General features: G+C 56.0%; 10 protein-coding genes. 4 read left to right on the forward strand and 6 right to left on the reverse strand.

The window, feature by feature from the left end; translation table 11 throughout:
- Positions 1 to 94: 94 nt before the first annotated feature.
- Positions 95 to 6082 carry a cadherin domain-containing protein gene (locus B2R17_RS27430; RefSeq protein WP_286766499.1) on the reverse strand — a complete coding sequence of 1996 codons (5988 nt, stop codon included), beginning with the start codon at positions 6080 to 6082 and terminating at the stop codon, positions 95 to 97.
- 252 nt (positions 6083 to 6334) lie between these two features.
- On the opposite strand from B2R17_RS27430, the gene B2R17_RS27435 reads away from it, so the two are divergent.
- Together B2R17_RS27435 and B2R17_RS27440 are read left to right on the forward strand one after the other, a co-directional pair.
- The gene (locus B2R17_RS27435) at positions 6335 to 7519 is read left to right on the forward strand and encodes a cohesin domain-containing protein (protein ID WP_286766500.1); all 1185 of its coding nucleotides are present in this window, start codon (positions 6335 to 6337) and stop codon (positions 7517 to 7519) included.
- A gap of 331 nt (positions 7520 to 7850) precedes the next feature.
- Positions 7851 to 8516, forward strand: coding sequence for a fibrinogen-binding protein (locus tag B2R17_RS27440; protein ID WP_286766501.1), 666 nt, complete (start codon positions 7851 to 7853; stop codon positions 8514 to 8516).
- A gap of 8 nt (positions 8517 to 8524) precedes the next feature.
- Here B2R17_RS27440 and B2R17_RS27445 read toward each other — a convergent pair whose 3' ends face one another.
- From B2R17_RS27445 to B2R17_RS27465, 5 genes are all read right to left on the reverse strand, one after another.
- Complete coding sequence (locus B2R17_RS27445; protein ID WP_286766502.1) at positions 8525 to 10087, reverse strand: DUF1501 domain-containing protein; 1563 nt, start codon at positions 10085 to 10087, stop codon at positions 8525 to 8527.
- A gap of 144 nt (positions 10088 to 10231) precedes the next feature.
- Complete coding sequence (locus B2R17_RS27450; RefSeq protein WP_339886638.1) at positions 10232 to 12703, reverse strand: PSD1 and planctomycete cytochrome C domain-containing protein; 2472 nt, start codon at positions 12701 to 12703, stop codon at positions 10232 to 10234.
- A gap of 430 nt (positions 12704 to 13133) precedes the next feature.
- Positions 13134 to 13565, reverse strand: a complete 432-nt coding sequence (locus B2R17_RS27455; RefSeq protein WP_286766504.1) for an EF-hand domain-containing protein — start codon at positions 13563 to 13565, stop codon at positions 13134 to 13136.
- 135 nt (positions 13566 to 13700) lie between these two features.
- Positions 13701 to 15173: a FecR domain-containing protein gene (locus tag B2R17_RS27460; RefSeq protein WP_286766505.1), complete on the reverse strand. Its 1473-nt coding sequence runs from the start codon at positions 15171 to 15173 to the stop codon at positions 13701 to 13703.
- A complete protein-coding gene (locus B2R17_RS27465; RefSeq protein ID WP_286766506.1) occupies positions 15170 to 15688 on the reverse strand; it encodes a sigma-70 family RNA polymerase sigma factor in 519 nt (172 codons plus the stop codon). Before B2R17_RS27465 ends, B2R17_RS27460 begins: the two co-directional genes overlap by 4 nt.
- Before the next feature lie 220 nt (positions 15689 to 15908).
- Here B2R17_RS27465 and B2R17_RS27470 point away from each other — a divergent pair, with 220 nt between their 5' ends.
- Both B2R17_RS27470 and B2R17_RS27475 read left to right on the forward strand, forming a co-directional pair.
- Positions 15909 to 17252, forward strand: a complete 1344-nt coding sequence (locus B2R17_RS27470) for a polysaccharide pyruvyl transferase family protein (RefSeq protein WP_286766507.1) — start codon at positions 15909 to 15911, stop codon at positions 17250 to 17252.
- A 314-nt stretch (positions 17253 to 17566) separates the two neighbouring features.
- A partial coding sequence (locus B2R17_RS27475) for a phage integrase N-terminal SAM-like domain-containing protein (RefSeq protein WP_286766508.1) occupies positions 17567 to 17929 on the forward strand: 363 nt, incomplete at its 3' end.

The following is a 17929-nucleotide window of genomic DNA, read 5'->3' on the forward strand; positions in this document are numbered from 1 at the left end:
TGGGCCGACGTCGCATGAATAGCGACATTCGAATTCATCATCCGACCACCCAAGCCTGGACAAATCCAGACTTGGGTGAGCCGAACGACAACGATCACACAGTGGTCTCAATGGTGATCGTGAGCACTTCTTCCACGGCCAATCCATAGCGGTCGGTTGACAGCACGCGGATGCTGTAGCTGGATTGCGTGGATGCATCGGCTTCGAAGTTGGTCGTCAACACGCCATCCACGATGGTGAACGATGCGTTGTCGGTATCTCCTTCGCCAGCAACAAATTCGAACGTGTGTTCGTCGAAGTCATTGGCGTCGGTCGCCGTGAACGTGCCAACAGTGGTTCCACTTGCGGAGCCATCAGCAACCGTGGTCGTGTCGAGCACGATGCCGGTCGGTGCCACGTTTTCTTCGGTGACGATCAGGTCCGCTGTGTCCTCAAAGGTCAGTCCACCGGAATCGGTCACGCGAACTCGGATCGAGTAGAGAGCTTGGATCGCGTCGTCGGTTGCTTCCGCGGTTCGCAAAGCTCCGTCGACCAAGGTGAACTTGTCATTGTCGAGGTCTCCGTCGCCAGACACGAATTCGTAAGTGAAGGTTTCACCGGCGTCTTGATCTTCCGCCCCCAAGTCTCCAACCAGGAATCCGCTGGCTTGACCACTGGCGATCGCTGGGAAGGGTAACGTCAATCCGGTGGGAGCATCGTTGACATCGATGACGGTGATCACGAAGGACTGGCTGACCGTCTCCCCGACGGCATCGGAGCTCTGGATGCGAACGGAGTACGACGATTGAGTTTCAAAGTCAAAGGTCGCGGCGGTCACCAAGTTGTCGCCGTCGATCGCAAACAATGCGTTGTCGGTGTCACCCACACCACTGACCAGTGAATAGGTGAACGTGTCGGCAACATCCGCGTCCGTGGTGCTGAGTCCACCCACGACCGTTCCAATGGCCGCATTTTCCGCGACCGAAGTGTCGTCAAGCGAGATGGCGGTTGGAGCGACGTTGGTTTCCGTCACGGTGATTGTGAACGTTTGCTCGACAAACGAGCCGCCCGCATCGGTGCTTCGCACTCGAATCGAGTAGGACGATTGCGTGTCCATGTCGAGCGTTGTGGCGGTCACCAAGTTTGAACCATCAACGGTGAACGATGCGTTGTCGGTGTCTCCATCACCAGCGACCAACGTGTAGGTGAAGGTGTCCGATGCATCGACATCAGCGGTGCTGAAGGTGCCAACGGTGGTGCCCGAGGCTGAATCTTCCGTGACGACAGTACTGCTGATCGAAACCGCGGTGGGAGTCTCGTTCACATCGGTGATTGAGATCGTCAGCGTTTGCTCGAAGGTTGCTCCACCGGAATCCGTCGTTTGAATTCGGACGGAGTAAGAGTCTTGTGTTTCGAAGTCAAACGTTGTCGCTGTGACGAGGTTGCTGCCATCGATGGTGAAGGCGGCGTTGTCGGTGTCACCTTCGCCGCTGACCAAAGCGTATGTAAACGTGTCGCTCGAATCCGCATCGGTTGTGCTCAACGCACCGACGACGGTTCCGGAGGCGGCATCTTCGGCGACGCTGCTGTTGTCAATTGCGATGGCAGTTGGCGTGTCGTTGGCGTCTGTCACCGAGATCGTTAGGACTTGTTCGAAAGTCGCTCCCGCCGAATCGGTCGTTTGAACTCGAACGGAGTAAGAATCCTGTGTCTCGAAGTCGAACGTTGTTGCTGTGACAAGGTTGCTGCCATCGATGGTGAAGGCAGCGTTGTCGGTGTCGCCATCGCCGCTGACCAGAGCGTACGTGAACGTGTCGCCAGCATCCGCATCGGTTGTGCTCAATGCACCAACCGTGGTTCCCGATGCGACGTCTTCAGCGATGGTGTCGTTGTCAATCGCGATCGCGGTTGGAACGGCGTTTGTGCCGGTGATTGTGATCGTCAGGACTTGCGTGATGGTAGCTCCCGCCGAGTCCGTCGATTGAACACGGACCGAGTAAGACGACTGAGTGTCGAAGTCGAACGTGGTTGCCGTCACCAAATTGCTGCCGTCAATCGAGAAGGCGGCGTTGTCTGTGTCGCCTTCACCGCTGACGAGGGCATAAGTGAACGTGTCACCCGCGTCGGCGTCTGTCGTGCTGAGTTCACCAACGACGGTTCCGGATGCCACGTCTTCCGAGATCGTGGCGTTATCGATCGCGAGCGATGACGGTGCGTCGTTGGAATCTGTGATCGACAGAGTCAGGATCTGCTCAAACGTGGCTCCACCCGAGTCGGTCGTTTGCACTCGAATCGAGTAGGACGACTGAGTCTCGAAGTCGAAGGAACTTGCCGTCACGAGTTCGCTGCCACTGATCGTGAAGGCAGCGTTGTCGGTGTCGCCTTCGCCGCTGACCAAAGCGTACGTGAAGGTGTCCGAAGCGTTCGCATCGGTGGTGCTGAGCGTTCCGACAGTGGTTCCGACGGTAGCGTGTTCTTCGATGTCCGTGTTGTCGATCGAAACTGCCGTCGGCGTTTGATTGGCCTCGGTTTCAGTGATCGTGATCGTCAGGATTTGCTCGAACGTTGCTCCGGCCGAGTCCTCGGTTTGAACACGAATCGAATAAGACGACTGAGTGTCGAAATCGAACGTGGTAGCGGTCACCAAGTTCCCGCCACTGATCGTGAAGGCGGCATTGTCGGTGTCACCTTCTCCGCTGACCAGGGTGTAGGTGAAGGTGTCAGATGCATCGGCGTCGGTCGTGCTGAACGCACCGACGGTGGTTCCCGATGCGGCATCTTCCGAAACGCTGCTGTTGTCCAGGGCAATCGCCGTGGGAACTTCGTTGGTGTCGGTCACGGTGATCGTGAGGACTTCTTCGAAAGTCGCGCCGGCGGAGTCGGTCGTTTGAACACGGATCGAGTAAGACGACTGGGTTTCAAAATCGAACGTGGTCGCGGTGACAAGGTTGCTTCCACTGATCGTGAAGGCGGCGTTGTCCGTGTCGCCATCGCCACTGACCAAGGCGTAGGTGAACGTGTCGGATGCGTCGTCATCGGTTGTGGTGAGTGCACCGACCGTTGTCCCTGACGCGGTGTCTTCTGCGATTGTGCTGTTGTCAATCGCGATCGCGGTTGGAGCATCGTTCACGTTCGTCGCGGTGATCGTGAATGTCTCCACGGTCGACAATCCGAACGGGTCGGTGCTTTGGATTCGGACCGAGTACGACGACTGGGTTTCGAAGTCCAACGATGCGGCGGTCACCAACTCATCGCCCTCAATCGCGAAGGATGCATTGTCGGTATCACCCGTGCCACTGACCAACGTGTAGACGAACGAGTCCATCGTGTTGGCGTCGGTCGTGCTGAGCGTGCCAACGGTGGTGCCGACGTCGGCGTTTTCTTCCACATCGTTGTTGTCGATCGCGATGGCGGTGGGCGCCACGTTGGTCGAAGTGATGGTGATTGTGATGGTTTCCTCGGTGGACAGTCCACCCGCATCCTGTGCCCGAACTCGAACCGAGTAGGACGACTGGGTTTGCTGGTTGGCCGCGAATGCGGTGACCAATTCTCCATTGGAGATTGTGAAGGAGGCGTTGTCCGTGTCGCCGGTTCCGGAAACCAACGTGTAGGTGATCGTGTCACCGGAATCCGGGTCATCGGTGCCCAGGGTTCCAACCGTTGTGCCGCTTGGTTCACCGGTTGCAACGTGAGTGCCCGACAAAGTGATCGCGGTTGGTGCTTCGTTAACGCTGGAAACCGTGATGGTGAAGGTTTCTTCGGTGAATTCGCCCGTCGAGTCGGTGCTGCGAACTCGGATCGTCAACGTGCCTTGCGTTTCGGCATCCAGCGATCCATTGGCTTGCAGTTCGTCGCCAGAGATCGCGAACATCCCATTGTTGTCGTCACCTTCACCGGCCACAAAGGTGTAGGTGAACGTGTCACCGGACGTTGGGTCGGTGGAGGTGAATGTGCCGACGGTGTCTCCCGCCGATCCGTTTTCAGCCACGGTGGCATTGCTGAGCGAGATCGCGGTTGGGCCTTCGTTGCTTTGAACAATCGTGAAGACTTGTTCGAATGTTTCGCCGCCCGAATCCGTTGTCTGAATTCGGATGCTGTAGCTGCTTTGCGTGTCGAAGTCGATCGTTGTCGCCGTTCGCAGTTCATTGCCGACGATGGTGAACGAAGCGTTGTCCGTGTCGCCGGTTCCAGACACCAACGCATAGGTGAATGTGTCGGAGGCATCCACATCGGTGGTGGTGAAGGATCCAACCACGGTTCCCGAAACCGAATCATCCGCGACCGAATCGTCGCTGATCGCGATTGCGGTGGGGGCTTCGTTGATGTCATCGACATTGATCGTGAAAGTCTGATCGAATGACAGTCCACCTTGGTCGGTCGTGCGAACGACGACGGAGTAGCTGCTCTTCGTTTCAAAATCCAAGGATCCAGTCGCGACCAACGAATTGCCGGAAATGGCAAACGTGGTGTCGGTGGTGCTGCCGTCGATCGAAACGATGCTGTAAGTGAACGTGTCACTCGTGTTGCTATCGGTGGTCGACAGGTTACCGACCGAAGTGCTTGCAGCTTCGTTTTCAGCGATCGATGTGTCGCTCAGCGAAATCCCGGTGGGGGCAACATTTTGATCAGTGACTGTCAATGTGAAGACGCGTTCCAATGTCCGACCCGTCGAGTCGGTGGTTTGCACACGGATGGTGTAGGTGTCTTGCACCGAAGCGTCGAAGACTTCTGCGGTCAACAACGTGTTGCCAGAAATGGTGAACGAACTGTTGTCGGTGTCACCGGTTCCAGAAACCAATGCATAGGTGTGCGTGTCGCCTGAGTCTGGATCCATCGTGGAGAACGTCCCGACGGAAGTTCCTACGGCAACGTTTTCAGCCACGGTGGTGGCCGAAAGGCTAATGCTGGTCGGTGCTTGGGCGTCCGGCAAATCAGGAATGTTTGGTGTCGACAATCCGACGACTCGTCGCAGCAAGTCGCTGGCGTCCAACGGGCTCAATCCGTCTTGTCCCGTCACGTCACCGAGCAAGTTGGGATCGATTGCCGCGAAAGGAACAAAGGCTTCGCCGGAACCGCTGGCGTCCGTGACAACAAAGCCGCTGTCCAAGTCGACTCCCACACGGGCAACCAAACGAGCGTCTTCGGCGTCGTACCGACGGTTGGCGTTGACATCGCCGGGGAACGCAACGACTTGAATGGCATCGTCGGCGCTGGCGGTCATGGCTCCCGCGTTCACATCCAACGAACTGATTGTCAGTGTGCCGGTGGAACCATAAGGAGCGTCTTCAGGAACGGTCGCGATCAAATCAATGATGTCGGCTTGACCAGCGTCCATGGCCTCGAGGCTGAAGAACGTGATCGTTGCAACGCCGGGCGTGTCTAAGTTCGCTTCGACTTGGCTTCCTGTCGGAGCGTCGGCACCGAGTTGAACGGCGGAGATGTCCAGCATAGCTGGATCGTACTGAATGGTCAGCGTCACGGATGTCACGCCATCGGCATTGCTCAGTTGAATTGGCAACCCAGCTGGCAATTCGGTTCCGCTGCCACCGGCTGGCAATTGAACTGTTTGGCTTGGTCCGCGAACAATGTCGGGCAATCCAACAACCAAAGACGCGGGGCTGGCAACGGTGAACGTCGTCACAAAGTTACCGCCGGCCGTGCCGTTGTCATCGCCGTCAAGAAGCTCGCCGTCGGCCAGGTCGGTGAAGCCGTCGCTGGCACTTCGAAGAGTCGCTGTGTAGGTGTCTGCAGCGAGCGGTCCATCGGTTGCAACAAATGTGACGGTTGTGCCGTTGATAACGAGTGAACCGCGCACTTCACCAGTCGTTGCACCCTGCAACGTCACGTCAGCGGCGCCCGCGGCTCCGGCTTCGGTGTCGTACAAATTGATTTTTTGGACGCTGATCTCTTCACTCAACTCGGCGGTGAAGCCGGATGGTGTGGGTGCGAACGAAGCGATCGTGGCCGCCAAAACTCGCCGTGACTCCAGCGATTCGACTTTCAATCGTCGATCGCTCGATCCGAGATATCGGCTTTTATGGCGGGAATTGCGGGATTTATTCGAAGTCAGACGAGATAGCAATCGTTGGACAGCGGGTTTCATAGATGGGAGACCTTGTTCGACCAAGGGTCGAGAGAAAAGCAATACTGCCGTCCCTGCTGAGGTTGGATTGTCACGCGGTCCCTGGCGACAAACTGAGTGCTCAAATCGAGCCCACGGTGATTTTAAGACGACGCCGAACGAATTTCGTCACCGGGCTTTTAGAATTTTTCTGGAAATTTTTTGTGCGTTGGTGCGTCAGAGGTATCGTTGAGTGAGACATCGAAACAACAAGAAAGACTCTGGCAAGCTCTGATGAAACCTTCTCGATCCCGTCGCCTTTCCATTCAATCGCTCGAAGGCCGACGTCTTCTCGCAGCGGTCAACATTCCCGATGACCTCACGTCGGCACCCGATGCAATCGTGTCTGTTCCAGTGAACATTGACTCGGCAACCGGAGTGCGTGCGGCGGAAATCCGCTTGAGCTACGACACGTCGGTTTTGGATCTGGATGCCGATGACATCGACTTCGGCAGTATTTGGGGGACCGGAAGCGACACGCAAGTCACTGCGAATGTGGACGACGCGGCGGGAACAGTGGTCATCTTTGTTTCAGCCTCCAGTGCGTTGACTGACGTTTCCGGCAGTCTGGTCGAACTTCCGTTTTCAGTTGCCAACGACGCGGTGGTGGATAGCACCACGGTGTTGGACCTGACACAAGTCACGTTGAACGAAGGGCAAATCTCGGTCGATCCAGCACCCGTTTCCGGATCGGACTCAACCGACGGTTTGATCACCATCACCGCGGCCGCAACCGGCGATGACTCGATCTCTGGATTTGTATACGCGGACGCAAACAATGACAACGTTGTCGGGACCGGCGAAGCCATTCCCGGCGTCACAATCACTCTGACCAACACATCCACCGGAGCAGAATTTCAGACAACCACTGATGTCGACGGCAGTTACGAGTTCACCGATTTAGCACCCGGCGATTATGAAATTGTTCAGTCACAACCAGTCGCCTACTTGGACAGTGGTGTCAACGAGCTGACCGTCACGCTTGTCGAAGGCACTGCACTCGAAGACCAGAACTTTCGCGAACTGGGGTTGCTTCCTCAGTACATCTTCAATCGCTTGCATACCAACACGGTGATGCCGGTTGGTTCCGACAATTGGAACGATGCAATCAGCGATATCAACACCTTTGCCGAATCAACTGCTAGCAGCAGTTCAACGAGTTCTGAAGCAGCTAGTTCCAGTGTGGTGGCGGCATCCACTTCGTCCGCTAGCGGGACCGAGTCGGCCACCACCGCGACATCGGATTCAACCGCCAGCGGCGAACCTTTGGTTGATGAGTCAAACACATCGCCGGTTGCTTCGACCGCATCAACCGTCGCAACGGCACAGGCGGCGATGGGATCCCCGGTTGGTTCCAGCGACGACGACTCGGATGACACCGCCGCGGTGGATGAAGTCTTTGCAAGCAATCTGTTTTAGCGAAGCATTGAATTCACGCTGAATGGGCGTCGCTTTTTTGCTCATTGCATGAAACAGATCTCTGTTTGCGTTCTGCGTTGAGGCTTGGCATTGCCCGCCGAGAAAACAATCGGAGTCACTTCGATCACTCCCAATGAAACTCGAATCTGCGTCGGCTGATTCTTGCAGAGTGAGGCTGAGTGACGTTGACACAAATGTTCAGCCTGGATTACTTCTTTCATTGAAGTCCCCAAGTTCGAGTGGAGTTTCAATCTCCAATTGAAATTGCCGGGCGTTCATTGCACTCGCGGTGAACAGAAGATTCCATTCGGAAACATACATGGGAGCCAGGATGGCCAAAACATGTCGCGTGTTGACGACCGAGCGTTTGGAAGGTCGACACTTGATGGCAAGTGTGTCATTGGATGCCATGGGACCCGCCGTTTCGGGGCCTGTCTTGGCGCAAGAAGCTGTGTTGCAAGCGTCCGTGGCGTCGATCCAAGTGGAGGACGCACCGAACTTAAGAGCAGCTGAGATTCGATTCGAGTTTGATCCCAAGTCCGTGCGAATCGAAAAGGAAGACATTCGCCCCGGCGCGATCTGGGACAACAAAGCCGCACTCATCGCAAACGTCGATGAGCAAACCGGCACCGTGGTTGCCTATGTGTTTTCAACGCAGCCAATCCTCGGTAGTGATGGCAACCTGCTCGACATCGAAATTGATCAATCGCGAAATGCTGCTTGCCTGACTCCGGCGAAGTTGGATCTTCAACATGTCCGGTTGAACGAGGGCACAATTGAATTGGAATCCGAACCCGTTGAGGGACCGGATCCGACGGACCATTCGGTCATGCGTTCGTCTCGCTCGACGGATATGTTCGCACCGTCGGAGACCAAACCGTTCATTGGACCGGTCTTGCCGCATCACTTGAAACCAAATCACGTCGACACGGTCATGAACGACCTCTTCCGGTCACCCGTTCGCGGAAGAATGCTCGGTTTCCAACGCAACGGTTGATCGAACGATCAACCAACGATTTCGTGGATCACACTTCCGAAGACATCGGTCAACCGGAAGTCGCGTCCCGCATACCGATAGGTCAACTTCTCGTGATCCAGCCCTAGCATGTGCAGGATCGTGGCGTGCCAATCGTGGATGTGACATTTGCCTTCAACGGCTTCGTAACCATGTTCGTCGGTGGCTCCGTAGCTGAATCCGCCGCGAACTCCGCCGCCTGCCATCCATGTGGTGTAGCCCTTGTTGTTGTGATCACGGCCATCGCCATTCTGAGCGTGTGGCGTTCGGCCGAATTCACCGGCCCAAATCACCAACGTTTCATCCAACAAGCCTCGTTGCTTGAGGTCTTGCAGTAATCCTGCGATGGGGCGATCGATCTGTGAACAGTGATCGTCCATTTCGTCTCGCAAGTTGCGGTGGTGGTCCCATCCGGGGCTCACGCATTCGATGAATCGCACGCCGCGTTCTGCCAAACGTCTCGCCATCAAGCACTTACGACCAAAGTCGTCCGTCCCCGAACCATTGATGCCGTACAGTTCCAACGTGTCCTGAGATTCATCGGACAAGTCGATCGCCTCGGGCATCTCGGATTGCATTCGATACGCCAACTCAAACGATTCGATCATGCCTTCCACTTGAGGCTGGTAGCCGTCTCGATCGAGTTTGTTTTGATTCAGGTTTTGTATCAGATCCAACTGAATGCGTTGCAGGTCCTGATCCAACATTCGGTTTGTCAAATTGGGAATCGCACTGTCATCACGCCCAGCGAATTGATCGCGCAAGGGACGGCCAAATGGACGCTGCTGCATAGACGTGTCCATACCGCCTGACATTCCCATCCGAGATTCGGCGTAGCGTCGGCGTCGGTCGCCGTTCATTCCCGGTTGCATTCCACGACGTGATCGTCCCGGTTGATTGCCACCGTTTGGTCGCATCATATTTTTAGCGAACCCGCCACGGCCTCGACCGCCCGCTTTCATCTTGGTTCCTTGATAGATCGCTGGCAGGAACGAGCTGGCATAGTTGCCACTGTCACCGGGCGACGGATTCAAAACGATGAACCCGGGCAAGTTTTCGTTTTCGGTGCCGAGACCATAAAGCGTCCACGCACCCATCGAAGGCCGCGGGAACTGAAAGTTTCCCGTGTGAGTTTGCGTGGTGGCTTGCGGATGATTGGGTTGATCGCAATGCATGCCTCGTAGCAAGCACAAGTCATCGGCTTGCTTGGAAAGTTCGGGGAACAAGTCCGAAATCCACAATCCACTGTCGCCTCGTTGGCGAAATTCCCAAGGCGATCCCAACAGCCGCCCGGTCCCGCCGTACTTGCCGACCTTGCCAGTGTCCTGTGTCAGTTGCGGCTTGTAGTCAAACGTGTCGACATGAGACGGTGCACCTCGCATCGACAAAAAGATGACGCGTTTGGCTTTGCATTCGAAGTGAGGCTCTTTCACCTCCAGCGGATTGCTCGCACGTGCTTGCTCGGTCGCCAATGCCGCAAACGCGAGGTAGCCAAATCCATTGCTGACAGCTTTGAGTGCATTGCGGCGAGAGAGATTGGTTGAATCGGACATAGATGGAACCTGATGAGAGTGCGAAGTGGAGGAGTGAAGCTTCTTAGCGGAGCGGCGCAAGCCGCCCGGTGCGGCAATTCCCTGTGGCATAGGCTTCCAGCCTGTGAGTGAGGTTCCACAAGCTGGAAACCCATTCCACATGGTTCAGTTCAAACATCGGAACTCAGCCGAAGCGATCAACGCCTGGCAGAATGCGGTCATCGCGAGTTCTTGTGTTTGCACAAAACGACTGGATCTTCTGCGAGCCGGACCCATGAACTCTTGGAAGAAGTCCACGCAGCTTCGGATCTCGGAGTCGGTCGCCGGTCGGCCATAAGTCGCCAAGAATGCTGCCGCGACGCCATCGCGAATGCTTTTGTGTTCGTCGAGTAATTGACGGCCGAGTGCTTCCGCGTTCTGCAACACAAACTCATCGTTCATTAAAAACAATGCCTGCGTCGGCACGTTCGATACATCGCGTTTCGCATTGCTAAGACTTGGGTCGGCGAAATCAAACAACGCGAGCGAACGAGGCACGGCGTCGCGAACGATTGGCAAATACACGGAACGTCGATCGTTCAATCCGTCCAAAAGCGACGCGTCGAGTGTCCTGCCGATTCGGTTGTTGCCATAGCGAGCGAGGGGTGAACCGATCGGACGTTCCAGGTTCAAACCACCGCCGATGGCGAGGATCGCGTCTCGCATCGATTCCGCATCCAACTGTCGTGGGCTGGCACGCCAAAGCAACCGGTTGTCTGGATCAACTTCGTAGTTCGACTCGTTCATTCGCGAACTCATTTGATAGGTTCGCGACAACACAATTTCGCGGATCATTGACTTCACTGACCAATCCTTGGTGAACTCGATTGCCAAGTGATCCAGCAACTCGGGATGCGAGGGAGCTTGTCCGGTCAGTCCCCAGTTGTTTGGCGTCGACACAATGCCTTCACCAAACAGATGCAGCCAAATGCGATTGACCATCACACGGGCGGTCAATGGATTCTCAGGCGAAGTCAGCCACTGGGCCAGCTCCAGTCGTCCACTGGAGTCGGGCGGGATCGAGAAATCGGAACTGTGCGGAAGGATTTGAACAAAGCCACGTGGAACGCGTTGCGCCGGAGTTTCCACATCGCCGCGGACGAGAACCGCTGCGTCTGAGCAAGAGTCGGATTCTTGCACTCCCATCGCGAGAGTCCGCGGAATGCCGTTGTCATCAATCTCTGACAACACCCCTTGGATCAATGCAATCTGAGCCCGCAGTCGAATGACCGATTGTTGTTGCATGGGATTGTCACGATCGCGAACCGCTTCGGACATCTGGGAACGAAGGTCTCGCATTCGTTCGTTGAGATCATCGATCTCATCTGGTGAATACGTTTTGCCGGCGGGTACTTTGTCCTCGATCGGCAACTGCAATAAATCCGATGCGTTGCGGTTGGTGATCCCCTCGGCCGTTCCGTAGTACGTGTTGGTGCTTTGGAAGATTCCCGCCATCGCGTAGTAGTCGGTTGTTGGAATCGGATCCAGTTTGTGATCGTGGCAACGGGCGCAGGCGACGGTCAAACCCAAGAACGCTTTGGTCACCGTATCAATCTGCTCGTCGATGATGTCCGCTTGGACTTGCCGCGGATTTCGCTCGACCAGGTTCTTCGTTCCGATCGCCAGAAAACCAGTTGCGATCAGGTTCTCTTGCCACTGTTCGTCCCTTTTGACCGGCAACAAATCACCAGCGACTTGTTCGGAAATGAAGCGATCGTAGGGAGTGTCGTCGTTGAAAGAATCGATGACATAATCGCGGTAACGCCACGCATGGGGATAAGTATTGTTGGTGCTGTTGCCGCAGGATTCGGCGTAGCGAGCCACGTCCATCCAGTGGCGTCCCCAGCGTTCGCCAAAGCGTGGGCTGTCGAGCAGTTCGTCCACCTTGGCCTCGATCGCCGCATCGCGATTCCTGGCTGTCGCGCGAAGAAAGGAGTGGACTTCGTCTGGGGTGGGAGGCAATCCGATCAAGTCGAACGAAAGGCGACGAAGCAAGGTCGCGGCGTCCGCATCAATTGCTGGTTGCAAACCATCGTCTTCCAGTTTCGCCAGCACATGCCGGTCGATGGTCGACTTGGCCCAGTCTGGATTTTGTACTTGAGGAGGTGCTTGTTCTTGCGGTTTTTGGAATGCCCAGTGATCTCGTCCGGCTTCTAGATCGATCGTGGTTTCCACCGTGATCGATTCGCGAACGCGGGGATCGGGCAATCCCATTTCAATCCATCGTTTGAAGTCCGCCAGCACATCGTCGGGCAATTGCCCTCGCGGTGGCATCTCCCAACCGTTGTACGTCACCGCATCCCAAAAGGGGCTGTCTTCCGGATGTCCGGGCACGATGGATGGCCCGGACTCACCGCCCAACAGCAACCCATCCCTGGTGTCCAAACGCAGACCTCCACGTGTCTTGCCTGATTCGGCCGAATGACACTCGTAACATTCGCGAACCAAAACCGGACGAATTCGATTCTCAAAGAACTCAAGTTGTTCCGGAGAGATCTCGGCGGTCTCTTGAGCCCGCGACTCGAGCGATCCGATGACGCTCAACGAAGCGACCAACATAGAAAAGATGAATGTTTTCATGGCGACACGTGCAAACATGAAGGCTGGTAGAGAAGAGAAAAGGATTCGGCGACAAAAGTGGGATAGGCTTACGGTGGACGGTCCAATCGTTGGCATTGACACCGGAATTGGCATGGCTTCTTGAGGCGGTTTTCTGTCTTCAGTCACCTCTCCACCGGCGCAGCCGGGGGAGAGGTCGAGCACGCCCTTCAGGCGTTGCTCGGGTGAGGGGCATTCGCGCAACTCACGGGGTTAATTGGCATTGCAGTTAATTCGCCCCCTCACCCAAACGACGGCTGAACGCCGCGTCTGACCTCTCCCCCAACGAAGTTGAGGGAGAGGTGACAAAAGTTGCACCGTGTCCTCGACCTGCAAACCCAAAGATTGAACAGTCCAGGCTTGCGGTCTGTCGTCTTGCAATAGCCCGCCCATCGTTTGTCAAACAGCGTCATACACACCGGTGCATCGATCATTCACCAGGGCGTTTGGGCTGAACACCTTTGTCCTGATTGCGTGCGCCTCGTTGCCCATCGGCTCCCGGTCGCATGCCTTCTCGCCCCTGGCCTTGCCGCCCACGCATGCCTTGCCCACGCCCTTCGCGAATTGAGGTCAGTGCCGCGGCCAATTCTTTTTCGTTAAGAGCACCGTCGCCATCCTTATCGTGGTCCTTGATCAGCTTGGCCGCGATCTTGGTCGCGTCCAGTTGCATGCCAGCACCCATGCGTCGTCGGGCTTGCGGGTCACGCTCGCCGTCTTTGGCCATTTGATTGGGTCTTTGAGCGAACGCGACCGACGAGATCAATGGCAGGGCGGTTCCGCTGGCCAGCAATTTCATTAGGAAACGACGTCGTTGTGGGGGTTCATTGGCAGGCTGCATCGAAGCTTTGTTTGCGTTCTTCATGGTTAATTCCTGTGTGGGAACCGGGGCAAAAGGATTGATACAAAGGAACGGTCGGTGATAAGTGTTCGGCCGCATTTGTCGGAATGGCCCGATGGGCAGTTCGCAAAATGGCAACTGGCACTTCGCTGCTACTCATCACTTGGGGCGTCGTGGAAAGAATGGGCGGATGGATGCGTCGACAATCACACGGACGTGATCGCCTCGCCGGCCAAACGACATCAGGCTCAGATCAATCGTCCGGCGGTCTTCGCTGAGCGTGATGATGTCGCTGACGCGTTTCGCATCCAGTTCCAAACCTTGTCCGAATGGAAGGCCAGCGGCACTGCGAAGCGAGAACCGGCCATCGGTTGCGAACAACGTTTTGTCTTGAACGATCACGCCAAGAATCGGTTGTTGAAAGGTGATGCTGCCTTCGACCAATTCCAAGTCGCGAATCAGAGGGCGTGGGCGGTTTATCGGGGCGTCGGCCGACACCTCGGGATTGAACATCAATAGGAACGAACGCACGCGGCGATCCGTCGGAATGTCCGATGGCAACAACTGCGTCGCCTTCGTGTATTTGCCGGGCTGGGTGATGTCGACCGAACAAGGGGCGTGCAATCGAGTCGCGTAGCCTTCGGGCAGTACAAAGACGCGACGGTCACTTTGGATACGGTTGACAGAACGTGGCCAGGGAGGAGCGAACCGGAACGCGCCGGTTGATTTGACGATTCCCGAGCTGAACGGCCACAGTTTTTCAAAACGCTGAGTTTCAAAAGCAATGTCGCTCATGCTGCCGTCCGAAGACAGTTCGACGCTTTGGCCCTCGGTCAGCAAACGCTTTTGACGGTCCTTGTCCGTGACCACCTCGACTTCCCCGTCGAAGACCGACACCTTGGACAATCCATCGCGGTCGAGTTCGATTCCAAATGCGGTTCCCAAGTCGATGACTTGTGCCGACGGCGTGTCAACGCGAAAACCTTCGGCACCCGGTGGAACGGTGGCCGACAAAAGCCCGTAGGCCAATTTGGTTCGATCAATCGATTGCAATTCGTACGATGCCGGGCCTTCGAGCGTGACCTCGACCCCGCTGTCGAATTGAACCTGCACAATGCCTGATTGCAGTCGAATGGTTTGGGCGTCCAAACGGTCGCCGGATTGTGAAGAGTGATCGTCGTCCCAAGTCGCATCAATGGACTGGACCAAAGTTGCGAACGTTGTGTCCGGTCTATTGTCAGGAGCCACCGGAGCAGAAGGAGTTTGTGCGACTGAGGGCCCGGTCGGTCGGTTGGGTTTCGAGGGATCATCGGTCGAGCGAATGGCCCATCCGGCAACCAACAAGATCGCCGCTGCGGTGGCAGCGATCGTCCATGCCATCCGTTTGCCCAGCGGAGAATTCGCGGGTGATACCGGAGTTGGCTCGGTCGGTTCCGTTTTCGCGGGATCTTGTTCGGTGAATTGTTGCCAGCTCAGTTCGGCCGTCATCCGTTCGTCGAAGTGAACCGCGTCAACGAATCGTTTCGCATGATCCGGATTCGCGTTGATCCATGTTTGCAATTCGGACAATTGATCTGGTGTCAGGGTTTCATCCAGATAGCCGTCGATCAAAGTTTGAATGTGAGTGCTCATCCGTTGGCACCCTCGGATACGAACTTGTCTTCGATGCATTCACGCAGTTGTTCTCGGATTCGTTGCAAGGCTTTGGAAACCGAGTTTGCGGTCATGCCAATCTGTTCGCTAATCGTGATCGGTTTGAGTCCCTTCTGATATCTCAACTCGCAGATCTTTCGGGCGCGACCTGGAAGTTGGTCGATGCAAGTCGGCAGATGATCCAGTTCCTCCGGTGGCGCTGATTGCTCGAACGTCGACTGCAAATTCGCAATCGTTTCTTCGTTGAACACCAAACGGTCGCGTCGCCTGCGGCGCAGATACAAACTGATTTGGTTGCGAGCGACGCCGATTGCCCAGCCCTGGAACGCTTGCGAGGAGTCGTAGGATTCGAAGGAGTTCAAAACCGCGAGTGCCGTCTCTTGCAGCACGTCTTCGCGATCGCGGCGATCTCGAACCACCGACGCAACGAAAGCGGCCACCACCGGCTGCGCCGAGGTCCACAATCGGGTCGCATGGCGTGTTGAATCGTCCACTCAAAACTCCTGGTAATTGGTTTGCATCAGTTCCTTATCCGCCCAACTCAAATCATGACATGAATGCGGCTGTTTTTTTGAAATTTGTCATTTCGCCATCTTCCATAGGACCAGTTGTTCTCCATTGCTGGAGTACGATGGAGTCCGCAATCCCACCTCAAAAGACCGGCGTGAACAAACGTTTCTGTGCCCGTCCCCACCTCATGTGCCCCACTTCTAGATGACTCATTCTGAAATTGAAACTCAGTTTTCTGCCATTGACCGACGTGCCTTCTTGAGCGGGTTGGCCAGGACGGGACTTGCAGCAGGAGCGATCGCAACGAGCAGTTCGCTATGGCCATCGCTGGCTTCTGCCAACGATGGAAAGACGCCCAAACGAGTTCTGCTGCGGTCTTCTTGGCAAACCGTCAACATCGGCGACATCGCCCACACGCCGGGTGTGCTCAGCATTCTTCGCAAGCACCTGCCCGAGGTGGAAGTCACTCTTTGGCCATCGAACGTCGACAACGGCGTGGAGGAATTGCTGCGAAAGGAATTTCCCAAACTGAAGATTGCCAAACCAAGGTCAGAGGAGTTGAAGCGGGCTTTCCAGGAATGTGATTTTCTGCTCCACGGATCGGGAGCGTCCATCGTCGCCGAACGTGACTTGGAACGATGGCGAAAGGAAACGGGAAAGCCATACGGAATCTATGGCATCACTTTCCCGATGAAGAAGTCTTCGGCGACGACGGCCCGCAACGAAGAGGCGATGGCTCGGTCGGTCGAGGTGTTGAACCATGCGAGGTTCGTCTTCTTTCGAGACAGCAAATCGCTGGAACTCGCCAAGAGTCTTGGTGCGTCCGCTCCGGTGATGGAGTTTGGTCCCGACGGTGCTTTCGCGTGTGACTTGCGAGACGAACCCGCGGCGGATCGTTTCTTGGCGGAGAACCGATTGGAGCCGCAGAAGTTTCTGTGTTGCATCCCTCGCCTTCGCTACACGCCGTATTGGACGATCAAACCCAACGTCAAATTTGATCCGATCAAGCACGCTCGCAACGAAGCGATGAAGGAACACGACCATGCGCAACTTCGCGAAGCGATCGTGCAGGTTGCTCGCGAAACGGATCACAAAGTACTGGTCTGCCCGGAGGATCGCACTCAGATGGCGGTGGGAAAAGAGATGCTGATCGATCGCTTGCCAAAGGATGTGTTGTCGCGAGTCGTTTGGCGTCCGAATTATTGGCTGACGGGGGAAGCGGTCAGCGTTTACAGGAAGAGCGCCGGGTTGTTTGGCAATGAAATGCATTCACCGATCATGTGCATCGGCCACGGCATTCCCGCGATCGTTTGTCGGTTCGAGGAACAAACCAGCAAAGGCTACATGTGGGAAGACATCGGCTTGGGGGATTGGTTGTTCGATCTCGATTCGGAAACCGATCGCAACCGCATCGTCCCGACGGTTTTGCAGATGGCAAATGACTTGGACGCCGCCAAAGCCAGGGTGGATGAGGCACGCCGATTCGTCGAAAAACGCCAACGCGAAACGATGGCGGTTCTGCGGAAAGAGCTTGCCAGTGTGTCCTGACACATGAGCAAGAAAAAAGATGGAGTTGATTCCCGTGAGCCGTTTGGGCGAACGCTGGGCTGCGAAATGTTTGCGCTTGTGGCGGCCATGTTTTTCGCAGGTTTCATCCCGGGATCGAGAGTGGCAGCGTGGGGGCCGCCGCATCAGATCGGCATTCTGTTGTCGATTCAGCAACAGATCTGGCCTTTGGAGACTGTTCTACCATTCGTTGTTCCGAAAACAGGGCCGGATCGAGATGAATTCGCATTGTTTGTCACGCTCGACTCGCTGAACGTTTGCGAAACGTGTCTTCGCCTTAATTGTTGGAGCAGCTCATGTCTCGTCTTGTCGCACCGGATGCACCCCGTCTCTATACCAATGGCCAACCCTGGCGCGACGCCCGCGGCCGAGACGCCCCGCGAGACGCTGTGGAGACGGAATTCAAAGCCGAGCATGCCGTCGTCGACCTCTCGACTCAGCCGCCCAAGCCGTTGGTTGTTAAATGTCTGGTCCGCGAGTTGCGGATCCGATTTTACTCCGTCAACACCATCAAAAACTATCGCTCCGCTTGGGTCTGCTTCCTTCGCTGGTACCGAGGACCGCTCGACCTGATCGACCAAGAGGACATTCGGGAGTACCTGGAACTGCTGGTCAATGGCGGCGCGTCGGCGTCGGAGGTCAGCGTCACGTTGTCGGCA

The organism is Rhodopirellula sp. UBA1907 (assembly GCF_002337565.1).
Classification (GTDB): domain Bacteria; phylum Planctomycetota; class Planctomycetia; order Pirellulales; family Pirellulaceae; genus Rhodopirellula; species Rhodopirellula europaea.